Below are 17,630 nucleotides of genomic sequence, written 5' to 3'. Positions count from 1 at the left end.
AACAAATTATGACTGAGAAATTGCCCCATATAGCTATCCTCGATGACTACCAGAACGCGGCATTTAGATTTGCCGATTGGAATCTACTCCAAAACTTGGCTGTCGTTAACGCCTATAGTGATCACTTAAATGATGAAGATGCGTTAGTAAGCAGATTAGGAGAATATGAAATCGTTTGTATAATGAGGGAACGCACGCCCTTTCAAAGAACACTGCTTTCCAGACTTCCGAATTTGAAACTGATAGTCTCTACTGGAACGGGGAACGCTTCATTAGATACCGCTGCATGCCAGGAGTTCGGTATACATGTGGCCCATACCGGTTTTCTTCATCACGCGGCGCCGGAACTAACATGGAGTTTACTAATGGCGCTATCGAAAAACCTCCTTGGTGAATGTAATGCCTTAAGGTCGGGGGTCTGGCAAACATCCGTTGGAACAGATCTCAAAGGCAAAACAATTGGAATTATTGGCCTTGGAAATATCGGCAAACGGATCGCAGGTTATGCTAAAGCATTTGATATGAACGTTATTGCCTGGAGTTCCAACCTTACAGAATCAGCTGCAAGTAGTTACGGTGTACAATGGGTAAGTAAGGAGGAGTTATTAATAGCATCTGACTTCGTTAGTTTACATTTAAGGCTTAGTGATCGAACGCAAGGAATTATATCAGCTAAAGACCTGCTGCTTATGAAACCAAGCGCATACTTGATTAACACCTCGCGCGGGAAATTGGTCGATCAATCCGCTCTCGTTGAAGTACTCAAACAAAATAAAATTGCTGGCGCAGCGCTTGATGTGTTCGATATCGAACCATTGCCTGAAGAAAGTCCGTTTCGGTATTTAACAAACGTCCTAGCCTCACCTCACATAGGTTACGTGACAGAAGACAATTACCGACTTTTTTTTGAAGATACAGTTAGTGCAATCCATCGCTTCCTGAAAGTCGACGAAAGTAAAAAAGTCTTGCTTCAGGATTCCAAAGAGTCAAAATAAGCCTTCAAGAGCAATCCCTATTAATCATTACATATGAAATACATACTCATTATGATATCATGCATGTTCATTATGACCAGTTACGGACAGCAGCATGAAAACTACAACATTATAGTTAAAGTCAGGAAGTTAAAAAAAGGCGCTACACTAATCATGGATGATGAATATTCGTCTAAGCAAACACCTTATTACTATCATGCAAAAGGTGGGCTATTTCAGATTAGAGGTCGAATTACCGACACAACATTTATCAGAATGAAATTGGTGAATGCGCTTTCAGAGCCCACAAAAGATCAGGGGACGATATCCTTATTCTTAGTTGCCGGAACAACTGTCATCACGGCCGATAGTTCGTTAAGGGACGCTGTTGTATCCGGGACGCAAGCAAACATTGATCTTGATTCTTTTAAAATGATGTTCAAAGAACTTATCAGTCAGCCACCTGGTTCTACGCAGAACCAGTCAGCTAAAAAGGATTCAACAGGTAGGAGCAGCGATTCTATCATTGCAAGCAAAGACTTCATAAATAAGCATAGATATTCACTTGCCAGTTTAGCCGCAGTGCAGCAAATAGCGGATACCGATCCTGAACAAGCCTTAAAGTCGTTTAGGACATTGTCACGTACAATTCAAATGAATAAGCTCGGCGTAATGATCGGCAATGCGTTGATACACATGAATCAAATCAAAGTCGGCTCCCCCGCTCCTAATTTCTCGCAATTGGATACCGCAGGCCACTTATTTACTTTATCCTCCCTTCGTGGTAATTATGTTTTGGTTAATTTTTGGGCTTCCTGGTGTCCTCCATGCCGCGTTGAAAATAAATTTTTAATAGCGTTATTCCATGAGTATCATGAACGAGGTTTTCAAATCGTGAGCGTATCGTTGGACCGCCCGGGTCAACGTGACCAGTGGCTCAACGCAATAAAAAAAGACCATCTTCAATGGTATAACGTGTCGGATTTGAAATATATGATGAACGATGTTGCAATCTCCTACGGTGTTGAATCAATTCCTGACAATTACCTTCTGGACCCAAACGGGAATATAATCGCACGAAATATTCAGGTGACGGATTTAACACATAAATTATCTGTCTTATACCATGCTAAACAATCCAGTGCTCAATGATCCAGCAGGAGACGTTAAACAGCACCAGACTGTGTTTCGGTCTATGCCGGAAATATTAGTAATTTAGGAAGGTATCAGGTTTTATATCAATCCCATCACGCCGGCACTCTGAAACCGATGGTTCGTTGAAAATCCTTTCTTAACGAGTAACAGGTCGGGCATTTCTTCTGATCCTGCTGATGGACTGCGGAGTTATTTCCAAATAGGAAGCAATATCTTTTAAAGGCGCATTCAAGACTACATATGGTTGCATTTTCATTAACTTTGAATACTTCTGATATGCGGTCAAACCCAAATAGGCGCTTTTGATGGAAATTGCTTCGGCAATTGATAGTCTGGTTGCTGCCAGCATCGCATGCCCAAGATACTTATATTTATTACTAAGTTCCTCGAATTGGCATAATTTGATAGACCATACGGTCGTTTCTGTGACCGTCATCAGACTTAGCGGGTTATAACCGGATGTTGAATATAGACTTGAAATTCCGACTACCTGACAACCCTCTACGAAAGAGAAAACAGATGTTTCAGATTGGGTTCGTTCAACGACCAATTTGAGCAGGCCCTTTTCCACTAAATATAAATGTTCTAATCCTTTACCTGCTGGATGAATCGTTGTCCGGGGCTTAAAAATCTTTACAGAGAAAGCACTTGAAATAATGCTTTTTTCATCATCGGGAATGGTCACAAATTTCTCGAGAAAACTGACTATGGGTATGTTCATAATTTACCCTTTATTTTTTTGAGGGCTGATATCCTAGCCCTGCTCAATGCTTCCCTACTGGTATTTAAGTACTTTGAGAGATCGATGAGCGCAACATTATTAGCTATCTCGGGCTTATGTTGTGACAAATAATCATAACGTTCTACAGGGGTACGAAGACCCAAAATGTACAAGTGATCGGCATACTGTTTGATTGAATAATTACAAATGTCTGCCAAAAAACGATGCGAAAGACAAGTGCAGTTTTGATGCAGGTTCATCTCAAAAATTAAAACTTCCGCATTACTTAGCGATTGGACGGTTATCCGCATTGGTGCAGACGCGTGTTGCAGTAAATAATCGCCGGGAAAGCCAAAGGAAATAATTTTTTCTGAGCCATCCTCCTGATAGTAGAATTGTTTAAAATGCCCTTTAATCACAAATATCTGTTTTTCGTGAAACTTTCCGGAATCAAGGTTAAACTGTGTATTCTTTTTGAAAGACAAAGTCTGTGTCTCGGATAATAGCAGTCTCCATGCCCTTAAAGGAAACTGATGGTGATGATTAAGTAATTGTATTAACTCGTCCATTATTTAAGAATTAGACAACACGGACATCAGTGCATCAATAACTGTAAGCGCCCATCATGGTCGGTATCGCTTCGAAAAGCATTATGATGAATAATACAGTTCCTTTTGTCTATGGATTTTTTTACCAATAATTAAATCATCTAATTCTAAACTCAAACATCCAGTTTAATAAATTAATAAATTAATTAATGATGCAAAGTTATGGGTGTGTGGAATGACGATAATTATACTATACAAATAGGTAATTGCACTTTTCAAACATCGACGCCTGATCGGGCCTCCAAACTGTGTTATATAGTTATAAGGTAGCGCACATGCAATGGCTGTCAATACCTACGCTTAGTAATCATCACCTCTATTTTACTTTGATAGTATCCCCGCATTGGTGAGTTTGAATTTGTTCACCAGCAGGGCTATCGAAAATTGGGGGTTCGAACAACCAAAATCACCGATATCGGGTATTTTTAAATGTAAAGTTTACCGGTAAAATTGAGCAATTACTTGATCAGGAATTACAATGCATAAACAACCTGGTTATACCGTTCAACTTATAATAACAAAATGATGTTCAGAAAATTTGACAGGAGAGCATTCCTTACCGGATCGTTAGCATCAATTGCCCTTGGAATGAGCAAGGCAAATGCGTTCGCTGATGAGCGGCTTGAATTATTTCCAATGCGTAGTGATATGCCACAAGACTCCCTTAATCCTTCTGGCATTAGGGTGGCAGGCATACAGATGATACCCGTCGTTGGCGGAAAATACAAGGTTTGGACCAAAAAAATGGGTAGCGGTCCGATAAAAGTATTATTATTACATGGAGGGCCAGGATTTGGACATGAATACTTAGAAGCGTTCGAGTCATTTTTACCTCCTGCGAACATTGAGATGTACTATTATGACCAATTGGGTTGTAATAATTCAGATGTCCCTGACGACCCGTCTTTATGGACAATTCCTAGATATGTCGAGGAAATTGAAGAAGTAAGGAAAGGACTCGGGTTAAAAGATTTCGTTTTATTCGGTCATTCTTTTGGCGGTGTACTGGCTATGGAGTACGCACTAAAATACCAGAAGCACTTAAAAGGGCTTATAATCTCTAATATGGCAGCCAGCGCCGACTCCTTCCTTAAACATGTTGTCAAATATAAAAAGTTGCTCAGTGAAGATAAGGCCAAGCGTTTGGATCGCATAGAAGCTAGTGGCAATTATGACGATCCTGACTACGGGCAAATCATGATGGAAGACCTCTATCCGGTAATGCTATGCCGTACAAAACCATGGCCTGAGCCTCTAACACGAGCCATGAGACATGCCAATTACAAAATTTATGAGTTGATGCAGGGAAAAAGTGAGTTCCTGGTTACAGGAAACTTCAAGGGATGGGATATCTGGAACAAGCTACCGGAAATTAAGGTAAAAACGCTTACAATAGGCGCGGAATTCGATGAGATGGATCCCAGAGATATGGAGAAAATGGCCAAATTAATTCCGAATGGGATCTGTCTGATCTGCAAAAACGGAAGTCATCTAAGTATGTATGACGATCAGGCTGTATACTTCAACGGCCTTTTGAAATTTTTAAAAGCGCTCTAACGTAGTTTACACAACTGCGCAGATCAGCTATCCTATTTAATGCAAATTTTGGAAACGGATTTTTGGACTTAAAATATACAGTACCTGTGAAAAAAACGAACCTCTTACCGGGCAGCTTGGTGCTCCTCACATTGTTAAGCTGCAATAAGCAGATTGAAAAAACTTCCTTTCAGGAAAAACTAAAGTCAAGCTCTTTTCATTCATCCCTTGTATCAACCGGTGACGTTGTTGGAAAAATTACAGTTGGATATCAAGGTTGGTTCTCCGCCAAAGGTGACGGGTCGCCAATTAACAGCTTCTCTCATACCAATCTAGAAATGTGGCCGGATATGCGAGAGTATAAGTCCGCTTATGAAGCCGTTCCATTTTCCCAGGATGGCAGTACTCAACCGCCCTTCTCCGGAACGCTGACTAATGGACAACCGGCTACAATGTTTTCTTCGTACGACGCAGGCACCGTTAACCTTCATTTTCAATGGATGCGTCAATATGGCATCGACTGTGCGGCATTACAAAGGTTTGCAAATGAAATAAGCCCGGGTAGCCTAATTAAAGATCAACGTGACGGCATGGCGCGAAAAGTTGAAACCGCAGCAGTAGCTAATGGAATAAAATTTTACATTATGTACGATGCCTCCGGCTGGGGAGACCTCAATGCGATCAAATCAGATTGGACTAACACAATAAAGGGCACACTTGATCTCCTGAATTCTTCCGCATATGCTAAGCAAAATGGTAAACCTGTGGTCAGTATTTACGGTTTAGGATATGCTAGCCATCCTTCAAGTGCAATAGAGGCACTTGATCTCATAAATTGGTTTAAAAACCAGGGTTGCTATGTTATAGGTTCAATTCCGGGCGGCTGGCTCAAAGGAGAAAACACAAAGCCAAACTTCAATGAAACTTTCGCGGCCTTCAATATGCTCTCCGCGTGGGGCGTAGGTGGTTTGATCGATAATGGTTATGCGGCATGGATTGCAGGAGACCAGTCCTTTTGCAGAGAACATGGGATAGATTATCAACCGTGCATCTATCCAGGAACCGCTTTCCATAATACCAATGGAACAATCTCAAGAAAAAATGAAATACCGAGACAACACGGTGACCTGCTTTGGAAGCAATTTGCTACACTCAAACAAGCATCCATTAGCACAACATATATCGCGATGTTCGATGAATTAAATGAAGCAACATCCATATTCAAGGTTGCGGAAGATAGCACCATGATCCCAAAAGGCAAATATTTCCTGACTTTGGATGCAGACGGAGTACACGTTTCATCTGATTTTTACCTGAGGCTGGTTCATGATGGTGGAGATATGTTGAAGGGTATCACCCCATACCGCCTCAAGCTCACCACTCCGTTCACGACATCAGCCAATTCGGGTGTAACCTTTTATCAAAGCTCCGCATACCAGGGAGACGTCAGCGCAATTATCCCCCCGGGAAAGTATAATTTGCAGCAAATGGCAGCTTTAGGAGTTAAAAACGATTGGGCTTCCTCAATACGCATACCTAAAGGAAGAGTGATAACGATGTACTCTGACGATAATTTTAGTGGATGGTCCTGGACATTGAATGCTGACACGCCCGACTTTTCCAAATTGAATCCCAATGCAAACGATCTGGTTTCATCTTGTATAATCAAATAATCGAAAGCTCTTTGAGCAATTGGAATGTTTATTATACCAGTGGGTAATGCAATTTGACTAAACCCGGCCATCTATTAACGCGAGTCATTCAAAATTACACAACATATGATGAAAACAATTTTTATTACCGGTGCCGCCAGCGGCATCGGTAAAGCAACTGCAACTTACTTTCATTCAATGGGCTGGCATGTTATCGCTAGCATGCGAAATACAAACCAAGCCGGAGAACTTGAAAACTTACCGAACGTAACCCTTAAGACGCTTGATGTAGTTGATAATTCTAACCTAGAGAGTTTGGTGGCTGAAATAACTGCATTATACAGCGTCGACGTAGTTGTCAATAATGCAGGGTATGGACTGATCGGCCCCATAGAGGGAACTTCAGACGATCAGATTACCAAACAGTTAAACACCAACCTCTTGGGCACTATAAATGTTACCAAAGCGTTTATCCCCTATTTTCGATCCAAAGGCAGTGGAATCTTTATCAATATCAGCTCCATGGGAGGAGTTTTTTCATTCCCTTTAAATGCCATTTATCATGCCACAAAATGGGGTATTGAAGGATTTAGCGAGAGCCTTGCATTCGAACTAAAGCTTTGTGGTGTGAAAGTAAAAACAGTAGCACCGGGTAGCACCAGAACAGGTTTCTTTCAAAATTTGGAATTCGCGACACACCCGGACTACAAAGAGGCACTCGACAAGGTTTTCCAATCTTTTGATGAAAAACATTTTTCTGATCCATCAATCGTAGCCGAAGTTATATATGAAGCCGCAACTGATAATAAAGATCAGCTACGCTATTTAGCTGGAGAAGATGTTAATTTTCTATATAATAAATGGAAAGAAATTGGGCGGGAGGCTTTTCACATGGAATTACAAGAACGAATTTTTGGCAAAACGCAAACTGATACTCCATTATAACGCGTAACTGGCTTACTTATTAAAAGCCCATTTATCGCGCTGTCTACATAGTGATAAATGGCCGATCCATTATATAAGAAAAATCAATTCATAGACATGAACATTTGCCCGCGCGTTACTCTCAGTTGGACCGGATGATACCGTCGGCTTTTTTCTATAGCATTAACCAATTAATTAAAATCGATAATCAACATAATCTGCAATGGGAAAAATTGATCAAAAATCTTGTTTCATCGAAGTCGAAACAGGTGTACATCTGCATGTCATAGAAGCAGGTAACGGCAGGCCAGTTATGCTGCTTCACGGATGGCCCTTAAGTAACGAGGTGTTCAAACATCAATATAAGGCTTTAAGCGAACAAAACTACCCAGCTATAGGTGTTAGTTTGAGAGGCTTTGGCAAGTCCAGTAAGGCGGACTCAGAATATTCTTATGAGATGCATGTAAACGACATACACAATCTGATTAACATCTTGGATATCGACAATGTAGTTTTGCTTGGGTTCTCATTCGGAAGTTCGGTAGCGGCATCCTATATAGCCAAATACCAACCCTCAAGGGTTACAGGGCTTGCGTTGCTTGCCGTGAATGTTCCGCTAGCAGTCAAGCTACCTGATCATGCATTCGGCTTTGAATTAAATGATTTGAATACAATTATCGCAGCACTTCCAGACAATAGGAAATCACTTACAGACATTTATGGACCACTCAGTAAACTTACGGAAAATGATCTGTCCTTAAATGAAGCAAATTGGATCAATGGTGTTATGGCTGAGGCATCGAGCGACGCGTTAATCAAATCAATCATTGCATTGAAAAATCTGGATTTAAGACATGAACTCAGTAAAATTCAGATACCTACAGGCATTTTTCATGCTAAAGATGACCTTACGATACCGATGGAAATTGCGCTTGAAGCACATGAGCAGATCAGCAACTCTAAATTATATATGTACGAAACCGGAGGTCATTATCTTCTTTTGACTAGGAAAGACCAATTTAACCGCGATCTCATTCATTTCATACAGCATGCCTGATTGTTACCGCTAAGCTATCCGGAAGAGCCATAGTTTGATGCCACAAAGTCCAGCCAGAAGGATCAGTTCAAGTTAACTACGCTACAGGATAAGTAAAAAAACCTTTTCTAACCTAAATGTGAATCGGCAAGAAGATCGTGCCGGAAGGGGTTGCAGCAATTTGCAACCCCCTGTTAATTTTCTTATTGCGCTATATTTTTAAACAGGAATGGATCTACCCATCATCATAAACCTTTGATTTATGACTAAGCGTTTCGGGAAATCCCTTAAACGGTAATCAAGATCTTTGCCAATATCATCGATTGGCTTCTATAAAGACAAACACTTAATTGCGCACTTAGCATCAGTAGTAACCGCCAATTTTGCGACCATTAAAATCGGAAAAATGCCGATCCATTGCCGGCAACTTTTTGATACGGTGAAAACCTGTTTTTGCATCTGTCAAGCTTCCCAGGAAGGCGATGATATCAGATTTCTCTTTCTCATTTAGGTGCAGGGGAACTGGCAGGATCGTTAGCCCTACAGGTGGTAAACCAGCGTCGCGAAGTTGCTGACTGATTCCGGGCCGGAAATTCGCACCTGCTCCCTTGTCGTAAAAATCTAACACCTGTTTCAGGCTCGAATATACACCGTTGTGCATATAAGGGCCAGTTAATACGATATTTCTCAGTGTAGGAGTTTTGAAGGAAAATTGATCAAAGCGGTTATTCGTATGCCTGGCCACACCGAGGTCAGGATCTATTGAATGGTTACCTAATGAGGAACTCTCGGGAACACCGTCAGAATGATGATCAGCCATGGTGTAGAAAGGCGGAAGGCTTCCGTTAAATAATGGCGCGAAGTGACAAACACCACACTTGGCCTTACCCATAAATAGGTTAAATCCGCTGATCTCATTTACTGAAAGCGCCCCTTCTTTACCAGACATGTAGGCATCGAACCGCGTATTCATACCAGAAAGACTGCGTTGGTAAACACTTAGGGCATGTTTGATGGCATCCCGAGTTATCGCTACTCCTTTCCTGCCTGGAAATGCTTCCCTGAAAAGACGAACATATTCTGGACTATGATTAAGTTTTAAAATAGCGGACGAAAAAGAGCTATGCATTTCAGTAGGACTGTTTAAAACCGTATCCATCTGATCTTCCAATGTTACCGCCCGCTCATCCCAGAATTGCATGTTCTGAAAACCAGCAGTAATGATGGTAGAAGTATTTCTCGGTAATTGCTTTTTGTCAAAACTTAGCCCTTTGGCCAGACCATCTGTAAATGCTTTTTCAGGTCTGTGACAACTTGCGCAAGAACGCTTGTTGTTACCTGAAAGGAGAGGATCAAAAAACAGCAATTCTCCGAGCTGCTCTCGTTTCAATGTCGATCGACCTTCTGTCCCGTCCTCGAAAAAATTTGGCATGATGGCATTAGCCTCATATAGAGAAACGGCATCGGAACGAATAGCTCCTGATTCTTCGTAAAAAGGAATTTTCAACCCCAGTTGAACGTCATGAAAACAAGCAGTCAGCGGAAACACGCATTTTTTCAAAAAAACCATTCGATCAAAAGCGTAAAAATCCTGATTTTTAGACAAATACAATTCACAGCTATACGCCAGGCGACGCCACCGTTGCTTCAAGGGTTTAGCCGAACGCGGGAGCATATCCACAATTGGTTGGACATATCGAATCCATCCATGGACGGCCCCTCGTAATGCTGGCATACTTGCAGTGTCGATTATAAAATCAGCGTTACCCAGATCACTTACGGAGATCCGAAAAATTTCTTTGTGTAAGGCGTCCATTAGTCGGCTGTCGCTAATTTGACTGATTTCGTTGTTAATGGAAAACCCATCAAATACCTTTCTGTAATTTTGGGAGGCTCTTCGAATAAATGCTTGTTCGCTTTGAATATCATCCTTATTCATTTGCGCTATATCGGAATCCGAATCGATGCCCAATGGACCTGTAAGTATAAAACTATCCGGAATTTCTTTGAATATCCCTTTTTGATCTGAGTTTGCCTTGGTAAAATGGAACGGGCCCGCAATGCTGTCGTAATACACCTTCGGCTTAAAGTAAAGCAATATTCCGCTGACTTCTTTCAGCCTGAAAGCTAGCTCCTGGTATTTCTTCTTTCGAATCGAATAAGTACTGTCAGGAAAATAGTGGGGATAGACAGCTAAAAATGAATCAAGTTCGTTCACCTTTCGATTGTACTCTGAGCAAATCTTCATTTCAGCAGGCAAGAGTCGGTTGGATGCCGGCGTTTTCTGCAAAGAGTCCAACGTTGTGAAACCAACGATAGCCAATAACGGAAAAATAAAAATGGCTTTTTTCATATAAATTCTGGTGGATTCAGATTTGAGAAGACGGAAGGATGATTAGGTATGATATTATATTTAAATTTTGTCGAACATCGGCAACAATTGTGATGCTTCGATCCATCTCAGTTATGTAAGGTCGATCACACCAACCGGCTCATTGATTTATATTTATATGGATTATTGGTCTATACAAACAGCGAAAGCTTTTAATGTCAGACCTTCGCAAACTGATTTGAATACGACGTTAAAAAGAGCTGAAACTCAAAGGAACCTTACTTACTGGTCGGAACCTCTTTTTTTAATTCAATTAGTTCTTTTCTTAGATCTGCTAACTCTGATTGCTCCTTTTGCAATGCGGCGACCAATACAGGTACTAATTGCGCGTAATCAATACTTAAAGAATTAGCTGCGCTCATGTTATTTTTTCCATGAGTAATCCATTTTGTAGTCGGATGTACCGTCGCCGGAAGCATCTTTTGAGTGCTAGAAACATCCAGTCCATAAAGGCCTTGTGTCGAACTATGCTTGCAGGTGTCAATATTTAGTTTTAATTGTTCAATTACATTCAATGCATGTTGTTGTAAAGCATTCGGGTTTGGGCCAATTTCCTGGCCCGAGGCCTTGGCAAACATGCCCGTTACAAGTAGGGCACAAAAGAAAAATTTCATGTTTTTAATTATTTGTTTCTATCCAGTAATTTCGTGCGAAGTCGCCATTCAAGCTATTTTTTTCTGAACGTACCTCATATGCAGTTTCTTCAATAACGAACGCTGTATCCCACTTCTTGAAGATCAGGTTCACGCGCATCTGCTGTTGAGGCTGTAAGGCAGATGCTATAAACTCAGCGATTTTATCGCCCAGCTCACTGGTGGACATCAATTGACAGTTTTGAACTGCCTCGTTTTCATGAAGCTTTGTCTGAGCCGTTTCAATGCTGATGTGGAAGCCATCAGCGTAACTTGGGTCGTTTATCATAGATTATTTTTAGTCCCAAAACTAATAGTTCAACTACAAAGGCGGTATCCCCGATGTTGGGGACTGGATGTTATGTATCCTTCGATTCACTACCAATTCATTAGCTACTGCTACCGCCGAGAAAACAAGTGTGTGATGATGTTAACGATAGCATACTAATCAGAGCTTATTCCTCATCATCAAGACAGCATCTCGAGCCGGCATAACTTCGTCGGTACTCTGCACTCGTAACGGCTTTTATGGAACAAATAAGCATAAGATGTGCGCGGAAAGTGAGTTAGTTGAATAGCTTCTTACAAACTAGTTCCAATTCGTTGCCGAAAACGTTTTTTGCCAAAACAGTTCCATCCGGTCCAATCAGAAAGTTAGACGGGATACTTTCAATGTGATATAAGACTTCCGTTTTCCCACTGAATTTTGAAAGATCAGAAACTTGCTTCCAGATCAATTTATCTGACAATACCGACTGATGCCATGCCGAGGTATCGGTATCGAGTGAAACCCCCAGAATATTAAGGCCTTGTGCATGATAGCGATTGTAAATTTTAACTATGTTTGGATTCTCAGCGCGGCAGGGTGGGCACCAGGAAGCCCAGAAGTCCACCAAAACGTATTTTCCTCTGTAGTTTGCAAGTGATATCTTTTTTCCAAAGCGGTCATTTATTACAAAGTTCGGTGCTTTACTTCCTACAATTGTCGATGCCAAGGCCAGAAATCTTTTTTTGAAAGCTATCACAAACGGGCTTGTATCTGGGATTTTAAGCGATTGGGCAAACTCCACTAAAAACTTTTCATCACTAACTTCGTCAAGGGTTGAGGCTATGTACACAGCTGCAAGACTTTGCTGAGCGTTATGCACGAGCTTGATACTTTGAACATTAACAGAATCTGAAATTGCCTTTATAGTAGGTTCATATTTTTTTAGCAATTTCTCACGGTTTGTCCCATTGGCCAGATCGTTTTGGAATGATGCTATCAACATTCTTTTACTTTTTTCGAAGTGGTTGTTCATTTCATCAAATCCAAGTAGGATTTCAGAACCGGCTGATCCCTTGATCATATAATGATGATCGGCATCAAGTTGGTCGGTCGAAAAGTCAAGCTGATCTCCGTTATTAATAACCAGATTAAAATCTTGCTGGCCGATTTCCAATTTGTAAACATCTGGAAATAAAGAACGACCTCTTATTACGAAATTACCATCCTGGAGGACAGGAGCCGAACCGATTACTCTATAACCTACTGAATCAATTTCGTATAGATAAACTATCTTACAATTATTGTGGCTAACATGCCCCCTGATTACAAAAGTGTCATGATTATTTCGGCAACTGATCAGGCTGATCATCACCAGTATTATCAACGGGAGTTTACCTAAAGGGAGCGAAAATAATTTCATAAATTCTCGAGTATGTAAAAAATAACCACCAAACAGATCTGTCAGCGAAGTATTTAGTAATATTAAAACAGATACCTTATGAATAGGGCATCAAACCAATGATTCATCCTATTTATTCAATACGCTGGTAATTTGCTTTGAAAGTACCGCATATATATCATCTTTGAAATTCACTGCAAAAGCCACGTTGCCATCACGCGCAATAACAAAACTTGTTGGCCAGGAAGTGATCTGGTAGAATTTGTCAACTGTCCGCGATGAAGGTAGAATGGTGTAGAAAAAGGAGTGGTTTTTTAAAAATTCCTTTATCATATTGGGATTATTGAAAGTAAGGGCTAAGAACACCACATCTTTACCGTCAAAATTTTTAACGAGCTTATTCAGTTCCGGCATTTCAGTATTGCAGGGCGGACAACTTGTGAACCAAAAATTCAATACAATTACCTTGCCTTTTAATTTACTTAAAGTAACTTCCTTGCCCTCCAAATCCATTAACGAAAAGTCGGCTGCTGGCCGGCCGATCATGGACTCCATAGCCATCTGTTGCTTACGACTTGCTTCTTCCATTGCTTTGGCCATTTCGGGAGTTCGACGAATCAAATGCATAATGTGTTTCTTATCATCCTCATCATCATGTTGAAACATAATTTCCCCACCCCATGCTTTTTCAACGCTATCAAGCTTGCCGGGGGGAACTTCCTTGCCATCTGGCAAAATAAACTTACTGACTTGCATCTGTGCATGCGCACTTATAGTTAAGAACAATCCTATCAGGAAACTTAGATTTTTTTTCATGCCCAAAATTAGACCTACATATATGTTTTTATGTTAACATCAAGATAGTTAGTGTTAAATAGTGTTAACTTTCGGTATTAAGTTGAACATACTCAATGCCATATTTAAGGTATCAGATCGGCATTCTTCCTCTTTAATGATAAGTCATCTTGCTATGATTATCTGCTAAAAGGTTTCAAAGACATGATGAGAACGTAAAATTGAGAAAGGGCAGGAATATCAATATTCCTGCCCTTTTTATTTAACTTGTCCCGATGAATTAAATACACTAATTTAATCAAATGGACAGCCACAGCGAAATAATTCATCGTAGCGGGCTTTCTACCTGATCATTGCATCAAGTAGTTTTGGGTCTAAGCCCACCTCTAAATAATGCCGGCGAGCGATTTCAAGTATTGTAAAACCATCGTCGTAGGCCAACATATTACCTTGATCAACCTTGTCAATGTAGATAAAACCTCCTGTTACTACGAAAAGAATCATAGCTGGTTCTGCCGAAGAAGGGTCGACGATCAAAGTATGCGCTTCGCCTGCTGGTTCATAAATGAATGTGCCAGGCACTGCGGACCAGTCGTGCTCCAAATATCTCCAGTTTCCTTTCAGTGTATAACCTATAACTGATGTTGAATGAAAGTGGGGTGGCATTTGTGCGCCGGGATCAGCCCTCAAAATCACGATAAAGCCGCCGTTGCTTACATTGAATTGGCATGGCTGGAACGCTACTCCGGGACCAAAAGGGATCCATAGACGCTCATCTTCCAAATTTGTGTTAACGATGTAATCACTTGTTTGGCGCTGCCCCGGCTGCAGACCGTCAGTAAAAAAATTAAATTGTTGAATTGGCATAATTATTTTTCATTTAATTGGATCGAACTGGAAATCAGACTTTCGCTCTTTCACTTTTCTTGCAGATCGATTTCGGTACAAAAATAGGGTGCTGAAAAAACGGAAAATTATACTATTCACATTATTAATTATATTTTTCAAATAGTCCGATTATGTGTCATCAATTAATTATGAGATAATGACGGTTTCATCAAAAATGTTGTTAACTGGGCCTCGACTACTGATCAACCGTATTTTTCAGCACATCAAGATACTGATCGACGTATATTTCCCGGTGTAACTCCATGTCTTTTTTTAAAAAAACGATGAAAATAGGGGACTTCCCTAAAACCCAAACTGAAAGAAATCTGAGTTATAGTGAGCTTTGTATACTGCAGCTTATAAAGTGCCTCTGCCAGTATTCTCTGTGCAATAATTTCTGTGGTTGTTTTACCTGTTGTTTCGGAAACGGCATGATTTAAATGATTGATGTGCACCGCAAGCCGATTTGCAAAATCCGCAGCGGATTTCAATTCGATGGCTTTCTCAGGATTATGATCCGCAAATTGCTGGTTTAGCAAATCGAGAAAATTTGACAATATCCTCGATGATGCCGTTAGCGATAGTTGATCCGGCTTTTTCGCCAAAATCTTGTTTCCAAAATGAATTAAAACAGATACATAATTTCGCAGTAAATCCTTTTTCATTTGGTAATCCGATTCCAATTCTGATTTCATCTTCATATAGATATCTGTTACTTCCTGCAGTTGCCGGTCATTTAAAAGAAAAACCGGATTTTCGTTTATATGAATCAATGAAAAACTATTGAGAGACTCCCCGCAGAGATTAGGTCGTATCAAATTGTCGTTAAACAAGCAAACCCAGGCCTTTCTGTCACCCAGGTCGCACCGCCATTCAAAATACGTCGCAGGAGTAGAATAAATCAGCGCCGGTTGGCGAAGTTGGTGCCACACCCCATTAATTTGGACGCTGCTTTCATTCAGTATGAGCGCAACCATATAAAAGTTTCTGCGTTTATAAGGCCCCTTAACATAAGCCCCGTCTAGAAAGAAAACATTAATATGTGAACCATCGGTGAAAGTCAAAGGTGAACTATCTGTTTTCGCCTCCGGTCTTCGTTGGTAATAATCATCAATACTTTCTTGTTTATCTTTCGCCATATTTTTTGTTTAAAAAATTGATGACAGTACAACCGATATCAATTTAATCACTTAATACGGGTGAAAATGCCAAAACGTAGTCTTTAGTTAGAATAAAATTTGTCTTATATTACCATTTAGCGGATCTGTCAATGTGCTGATAATCTACATACTAATAACCCAAGGCCGCAGTTATGTTGAAGAACATCATGCGATTTCTACAAAAGTACAATGGCATTTTATGGAAATCGTTAACTCAGCGATTATCAGTGTTAAATAGTGTTAACTGCGTCAGCCATTAAGCTGATCCTTATTGAATAAATCAATTTAAAAAAAGTCCGATTAAACGATGCTCTGTGTTCGAAATTATAGCAAGTACATTTAAGGTCGGTAGCACTCAACAATCATTAAAAGAATAGGATTCAAGTCTATGACTGAACCACCCATACAATCCAGCAAAGCTAACTCGCAAAGGCTTTAGGAATATCTGAATCCCGCTTACTTGCATCGACCGTTTCGCCTAAACACGCTTCCATTCTATTTGTACTTTTCTCTAATGCGTATGGTATAAAGACTTTCGCAAAATTCATACATGTTACCCCGGTCATTAAGAGTCGCCCACACCAAATGCCCGGTTTAGAAAGTTAAATGATGCATTCACAAAGTATCCTGGCTTATTTATCGCTTAGAAAACGGTCGTATATCGAACCGCCTCTCCGCAACCTTCCTGATCATGCATCTACACTGCATGGGTCAACGTATTCTCATCATTCCAAAACCCCTAAATGTTCATCCTAAATTTATGCCAACGCCCAAACCTCTTATCCACGCGCTACAATTTATCCATGGCGAAGTATTACCTATCGTTGCTGATCTGCATTTTCCTAATACAGTAAGTTTCTAATTCTCAGTTTTCCATTACAAGGCCTAGTAGCTAAACCTGAAAAAAATATTCACTTGCAAACTACAAGCAAATATACAGCATTTTGTTTTCCTATGAAAACCGTCGTATTTTATGGAAGCAAATGTTGTGCAGTCTGCTTTTCTTCATATTATTGTGGAATCAATTTCAAGGTAGAAAAAGCTAATTTCTGCCAACCATACAAATATGGCGTTCCAATTTTCGCGAGAGATTTTCACCAAGAAGCAGCAACGCAACCAGCTTTGCCATTTTTTGCGCCTTCAATTACATCAGTAGGTAATAACCAAATTTATTGAAAGCAGATCTTCAGCACTTTGACATTAAAGTTGCTTAGAGTAAGTAGGTGGGGAAGGCTTTACCCGCCCCTTGCAATTATTAATATGAGCGGGGTGATGATCTGCACTTTTTAAAAAAACGAAACGATATTGATATGCTGATGCGCGTCATTCGGATGTTCATTCCAATTGCTTTAATATAATTTCCCCAAATTTGAAATAACGGACAAACTGATAAGACTATTGGAGTACACTGATCTATACGATTTACTATAGTGTTTTTTGGTTGCTCTTTTCAGTTTAGATGCACGGGACGCCGTTGCATCAGAAATTTC

The 17,630-nt window shown here is 40.4% G+C and carries 15 protein-coding genes; 6 read left to right on the top strand and 9 right to left on the bottom strand.

Annotated features, from left to right (window positions below):
* Positions 1-8 precede the first annotated feature (8 nt).
* The gene (locus DUL71_RS28660; protein WP_208645678.1) at positions 9-995 is read left to right on the top strand and encodes a D-2-hydroxyacid dehydrogenase family protein; all 987 of its coding nucleotides are present in this window, start codon (positions 9-11) and stop codon (positions 993-995) included.
* A 33-nt stretch (positions 996-1,028) separates the two neighbouring features.
* The gene (locus tag DUL71_RS28655) at positions 1,029-2,126 is read left to right on the top strand and encodes a peroxiredoxin family protein (RefSeq protein WP_114941247.1); all 1,098 of its coding nucleotides are present in this window, start codon (positions 1,029-1,031) and stop codon (positions 2,124-2,126) included.
* A gap of 139 nt (positions 2,127-2,265) precedes the next feature.
* Here DUL71_RS28655 and DUL71_RS28650 read toward each other — a convergent pair whose 3' ends face one another.
* Both DUL71_RS28650 and DUL71_RS28645 read right to left on the bottom strand, forming a co-directional pair.
* Positions 2,266-2,850 (bottom strand): Crp/Fnr family transcriptional regulator, encoded by a 585-nt coding sequence (locus DUL71_RS28650; RefSeq protein WP_114941246.1) that lies wholly within the window; start codon positions 2,848-2,850, stop codon positions 2,266-2,268.
* Complete coding sequence (locus tag DUL71_RS28645) at positions 2,847-3,419, bottom strand: Crp/Fnr family transcriptional regulator (protein ID WP_114941245.1); 573 nt, start codon at positions 3,417-3,419, stop codon at positions 2,847-2,849. Before DUL71_RS28645 ends, DUL71_RS28650 begins: the two co-directional genes overlap by 4 nt.
* A gap of 561 nt (positions 3,420-3,980) precedes the next feature.
* Between DUL71_RS28645 and DUL71_RS28640 the strand changes: the two genes are divergently transcribed.
* The 4 genes from DUL71_RS28640 to DUL71_RS28625 all read left to right on the top strand — a co-directional run bounded on the left by DUL71_RS28640 (position 3,981) and on the right by DUL71_RS28625 (position 8,627).
* Complete coding sequence (locus DUL71_RS28640) at positions 3,981-5,015, top strand: proline iminopeptidase-family hydrolase (RefSeq protein WP_208645677.1); 1,035 nt, start codon at positions 3,981-3,983, stop codon at positions 5,013-5,015.
* A gap of 86 nt (positions 5,016-5,101) precedes the next feature.
* Entirely contained in the window at positions 5,102-6,667 is a 1,566-nt protein-coding gene (locus DUL71_RS28635) for a lectin (RefSeq protein ID WP_154402503.1), read from the top strand.
* Between the two features lie 105 nt (positions 6,668-6,772).
* Entirely contained in the window at positions 6,773-7,591 is an 819-nt protein-coding gene (locus DUL71_RS28630; protein WP_208645676.1) for an SDR family oxidoreductase, read from the top strand.
* Positions 7,592-7,793: 202 nt separating this feature from the next.
* Positions 7,794-8,627: an alpha/beta fold hydrolase gene (locus tag DUL71_RS28625; RefSeq protein WP_114941243.1), complete on the top strand. Its 834-nt coding sequence runs from the start codon at positions 7,794-7,796 to the stop codon at positions 8,625-8,627.
* Between the two features lie 343 nt (positions 8,628-8,970).
* Here the strand turns inward: DUL71_RS28625 and DUL71_RS28620 are convergent, their stop codons facing one another.
* From DUL71_RS28620 to DUL71_RS28590, 7 genes are all read right to left on the bottom strand, one after another.
* Positions 8,971-10,959 carry a cytochrome-c peroxidase gene (locus DUL71_RS28620; RefSeq protein WP_114941242.1) on the bottom strand — a complete coding sequence of 663 codons (1,989 nt, stop codon included), beginning with the start codon at positions 10,957-10,959 and terminating at the stop codon, positions 8,971-8,973.
* Positions 10,960-11,216: 257 nt separating this feature from the next.
* Positions 11,217-11,612 carry a hypothetical protein gene (locus DUL71_RS28615; RefSeq protein ID WP_114941241.1) on the bottom strand — a complete coding sequence of 132 codons (396 nt, stop codon included), beginning with the start codon at positions 11,610-11,612 and terminating at the stop codon, positions 11,217-11,219.
* 4 nt (positions 11,613-11,616) lie between these two features.
* A complete protein-coding gene (locus DUL71_RS28610) occupies positions 11,617-11,919 on the bottom strand; it encodes a hypothetical protein (protein WP_114941240.1) in 303 nt (100 codons plus the stop codon).
* Positions 11,920-12,196: 277 nt separating this feature from the next.
* A complete protein-coding gene (locus DUL71_RS28605) occupies positions 12,197-13,318 on the bottom strand; it encodes a TlpA family protein disulfide reductase (RefSeq protein WP_114941239.1) in 1,122 nt (373 codons plus the stop codon).
* A gap of 108 nt (positions 13,319-13,426) precedes the next feature.
* Complete coding sequence (locus tag DUL71_RS28600) at positions 13,427-14,113, bottom strand: peroxiredoxin family protein (protein ID WP_114941238.1); 687 nt, start codon at positions 14,111-14,113, stop codon at positions 13,427-13,429.
* Positions 14,114-14,434: 321 nt separating this feature from the next.
* Complete coding sequence (locus DUL71_RS28595) at positions 14,435-14,959, bottom strand: 2,4'-dihydroxyacetophenone dioxygenase family protein (RefSeq protein WP_114941237.1); 525 nt, start codon at positions 14,957-14,959, stop codon at positions 14,435-14,437.
* A gap of 245 nt (positions 14,960-15,204) precedes the next feature.
* On the bottom strand, positions 15,205-16,119 hold the full coding sequence (locus tag DUL71_RS28590) for a helix-turn-helix domain-containing protein (protein WP_114941236.1): 915 nt from the start codon (positions 16,117-16,119) through the stop codon (positions 15,205-15,207).
* Between the last annotated feature and the right edge of the window lie 1,511 nt (positions 16,120-17,630).

Source organism: Mucilaginibacter endophyticus, from assembly GCF_003351025.1.
Taxonomy (GTDB): domain Bacteria; phylum Bacteroidota; class Bacteroidia; order Sphingobacteriales; family Sphingobacteriaceae; genus Mucilaginibacter; species Mucilaginibacter endophyticus.
The sequence above is the reverse complement of the archived record's forward strand: the minus strand, read 5'-3'. Positions and strand labels throughout refer to the sequence as shown.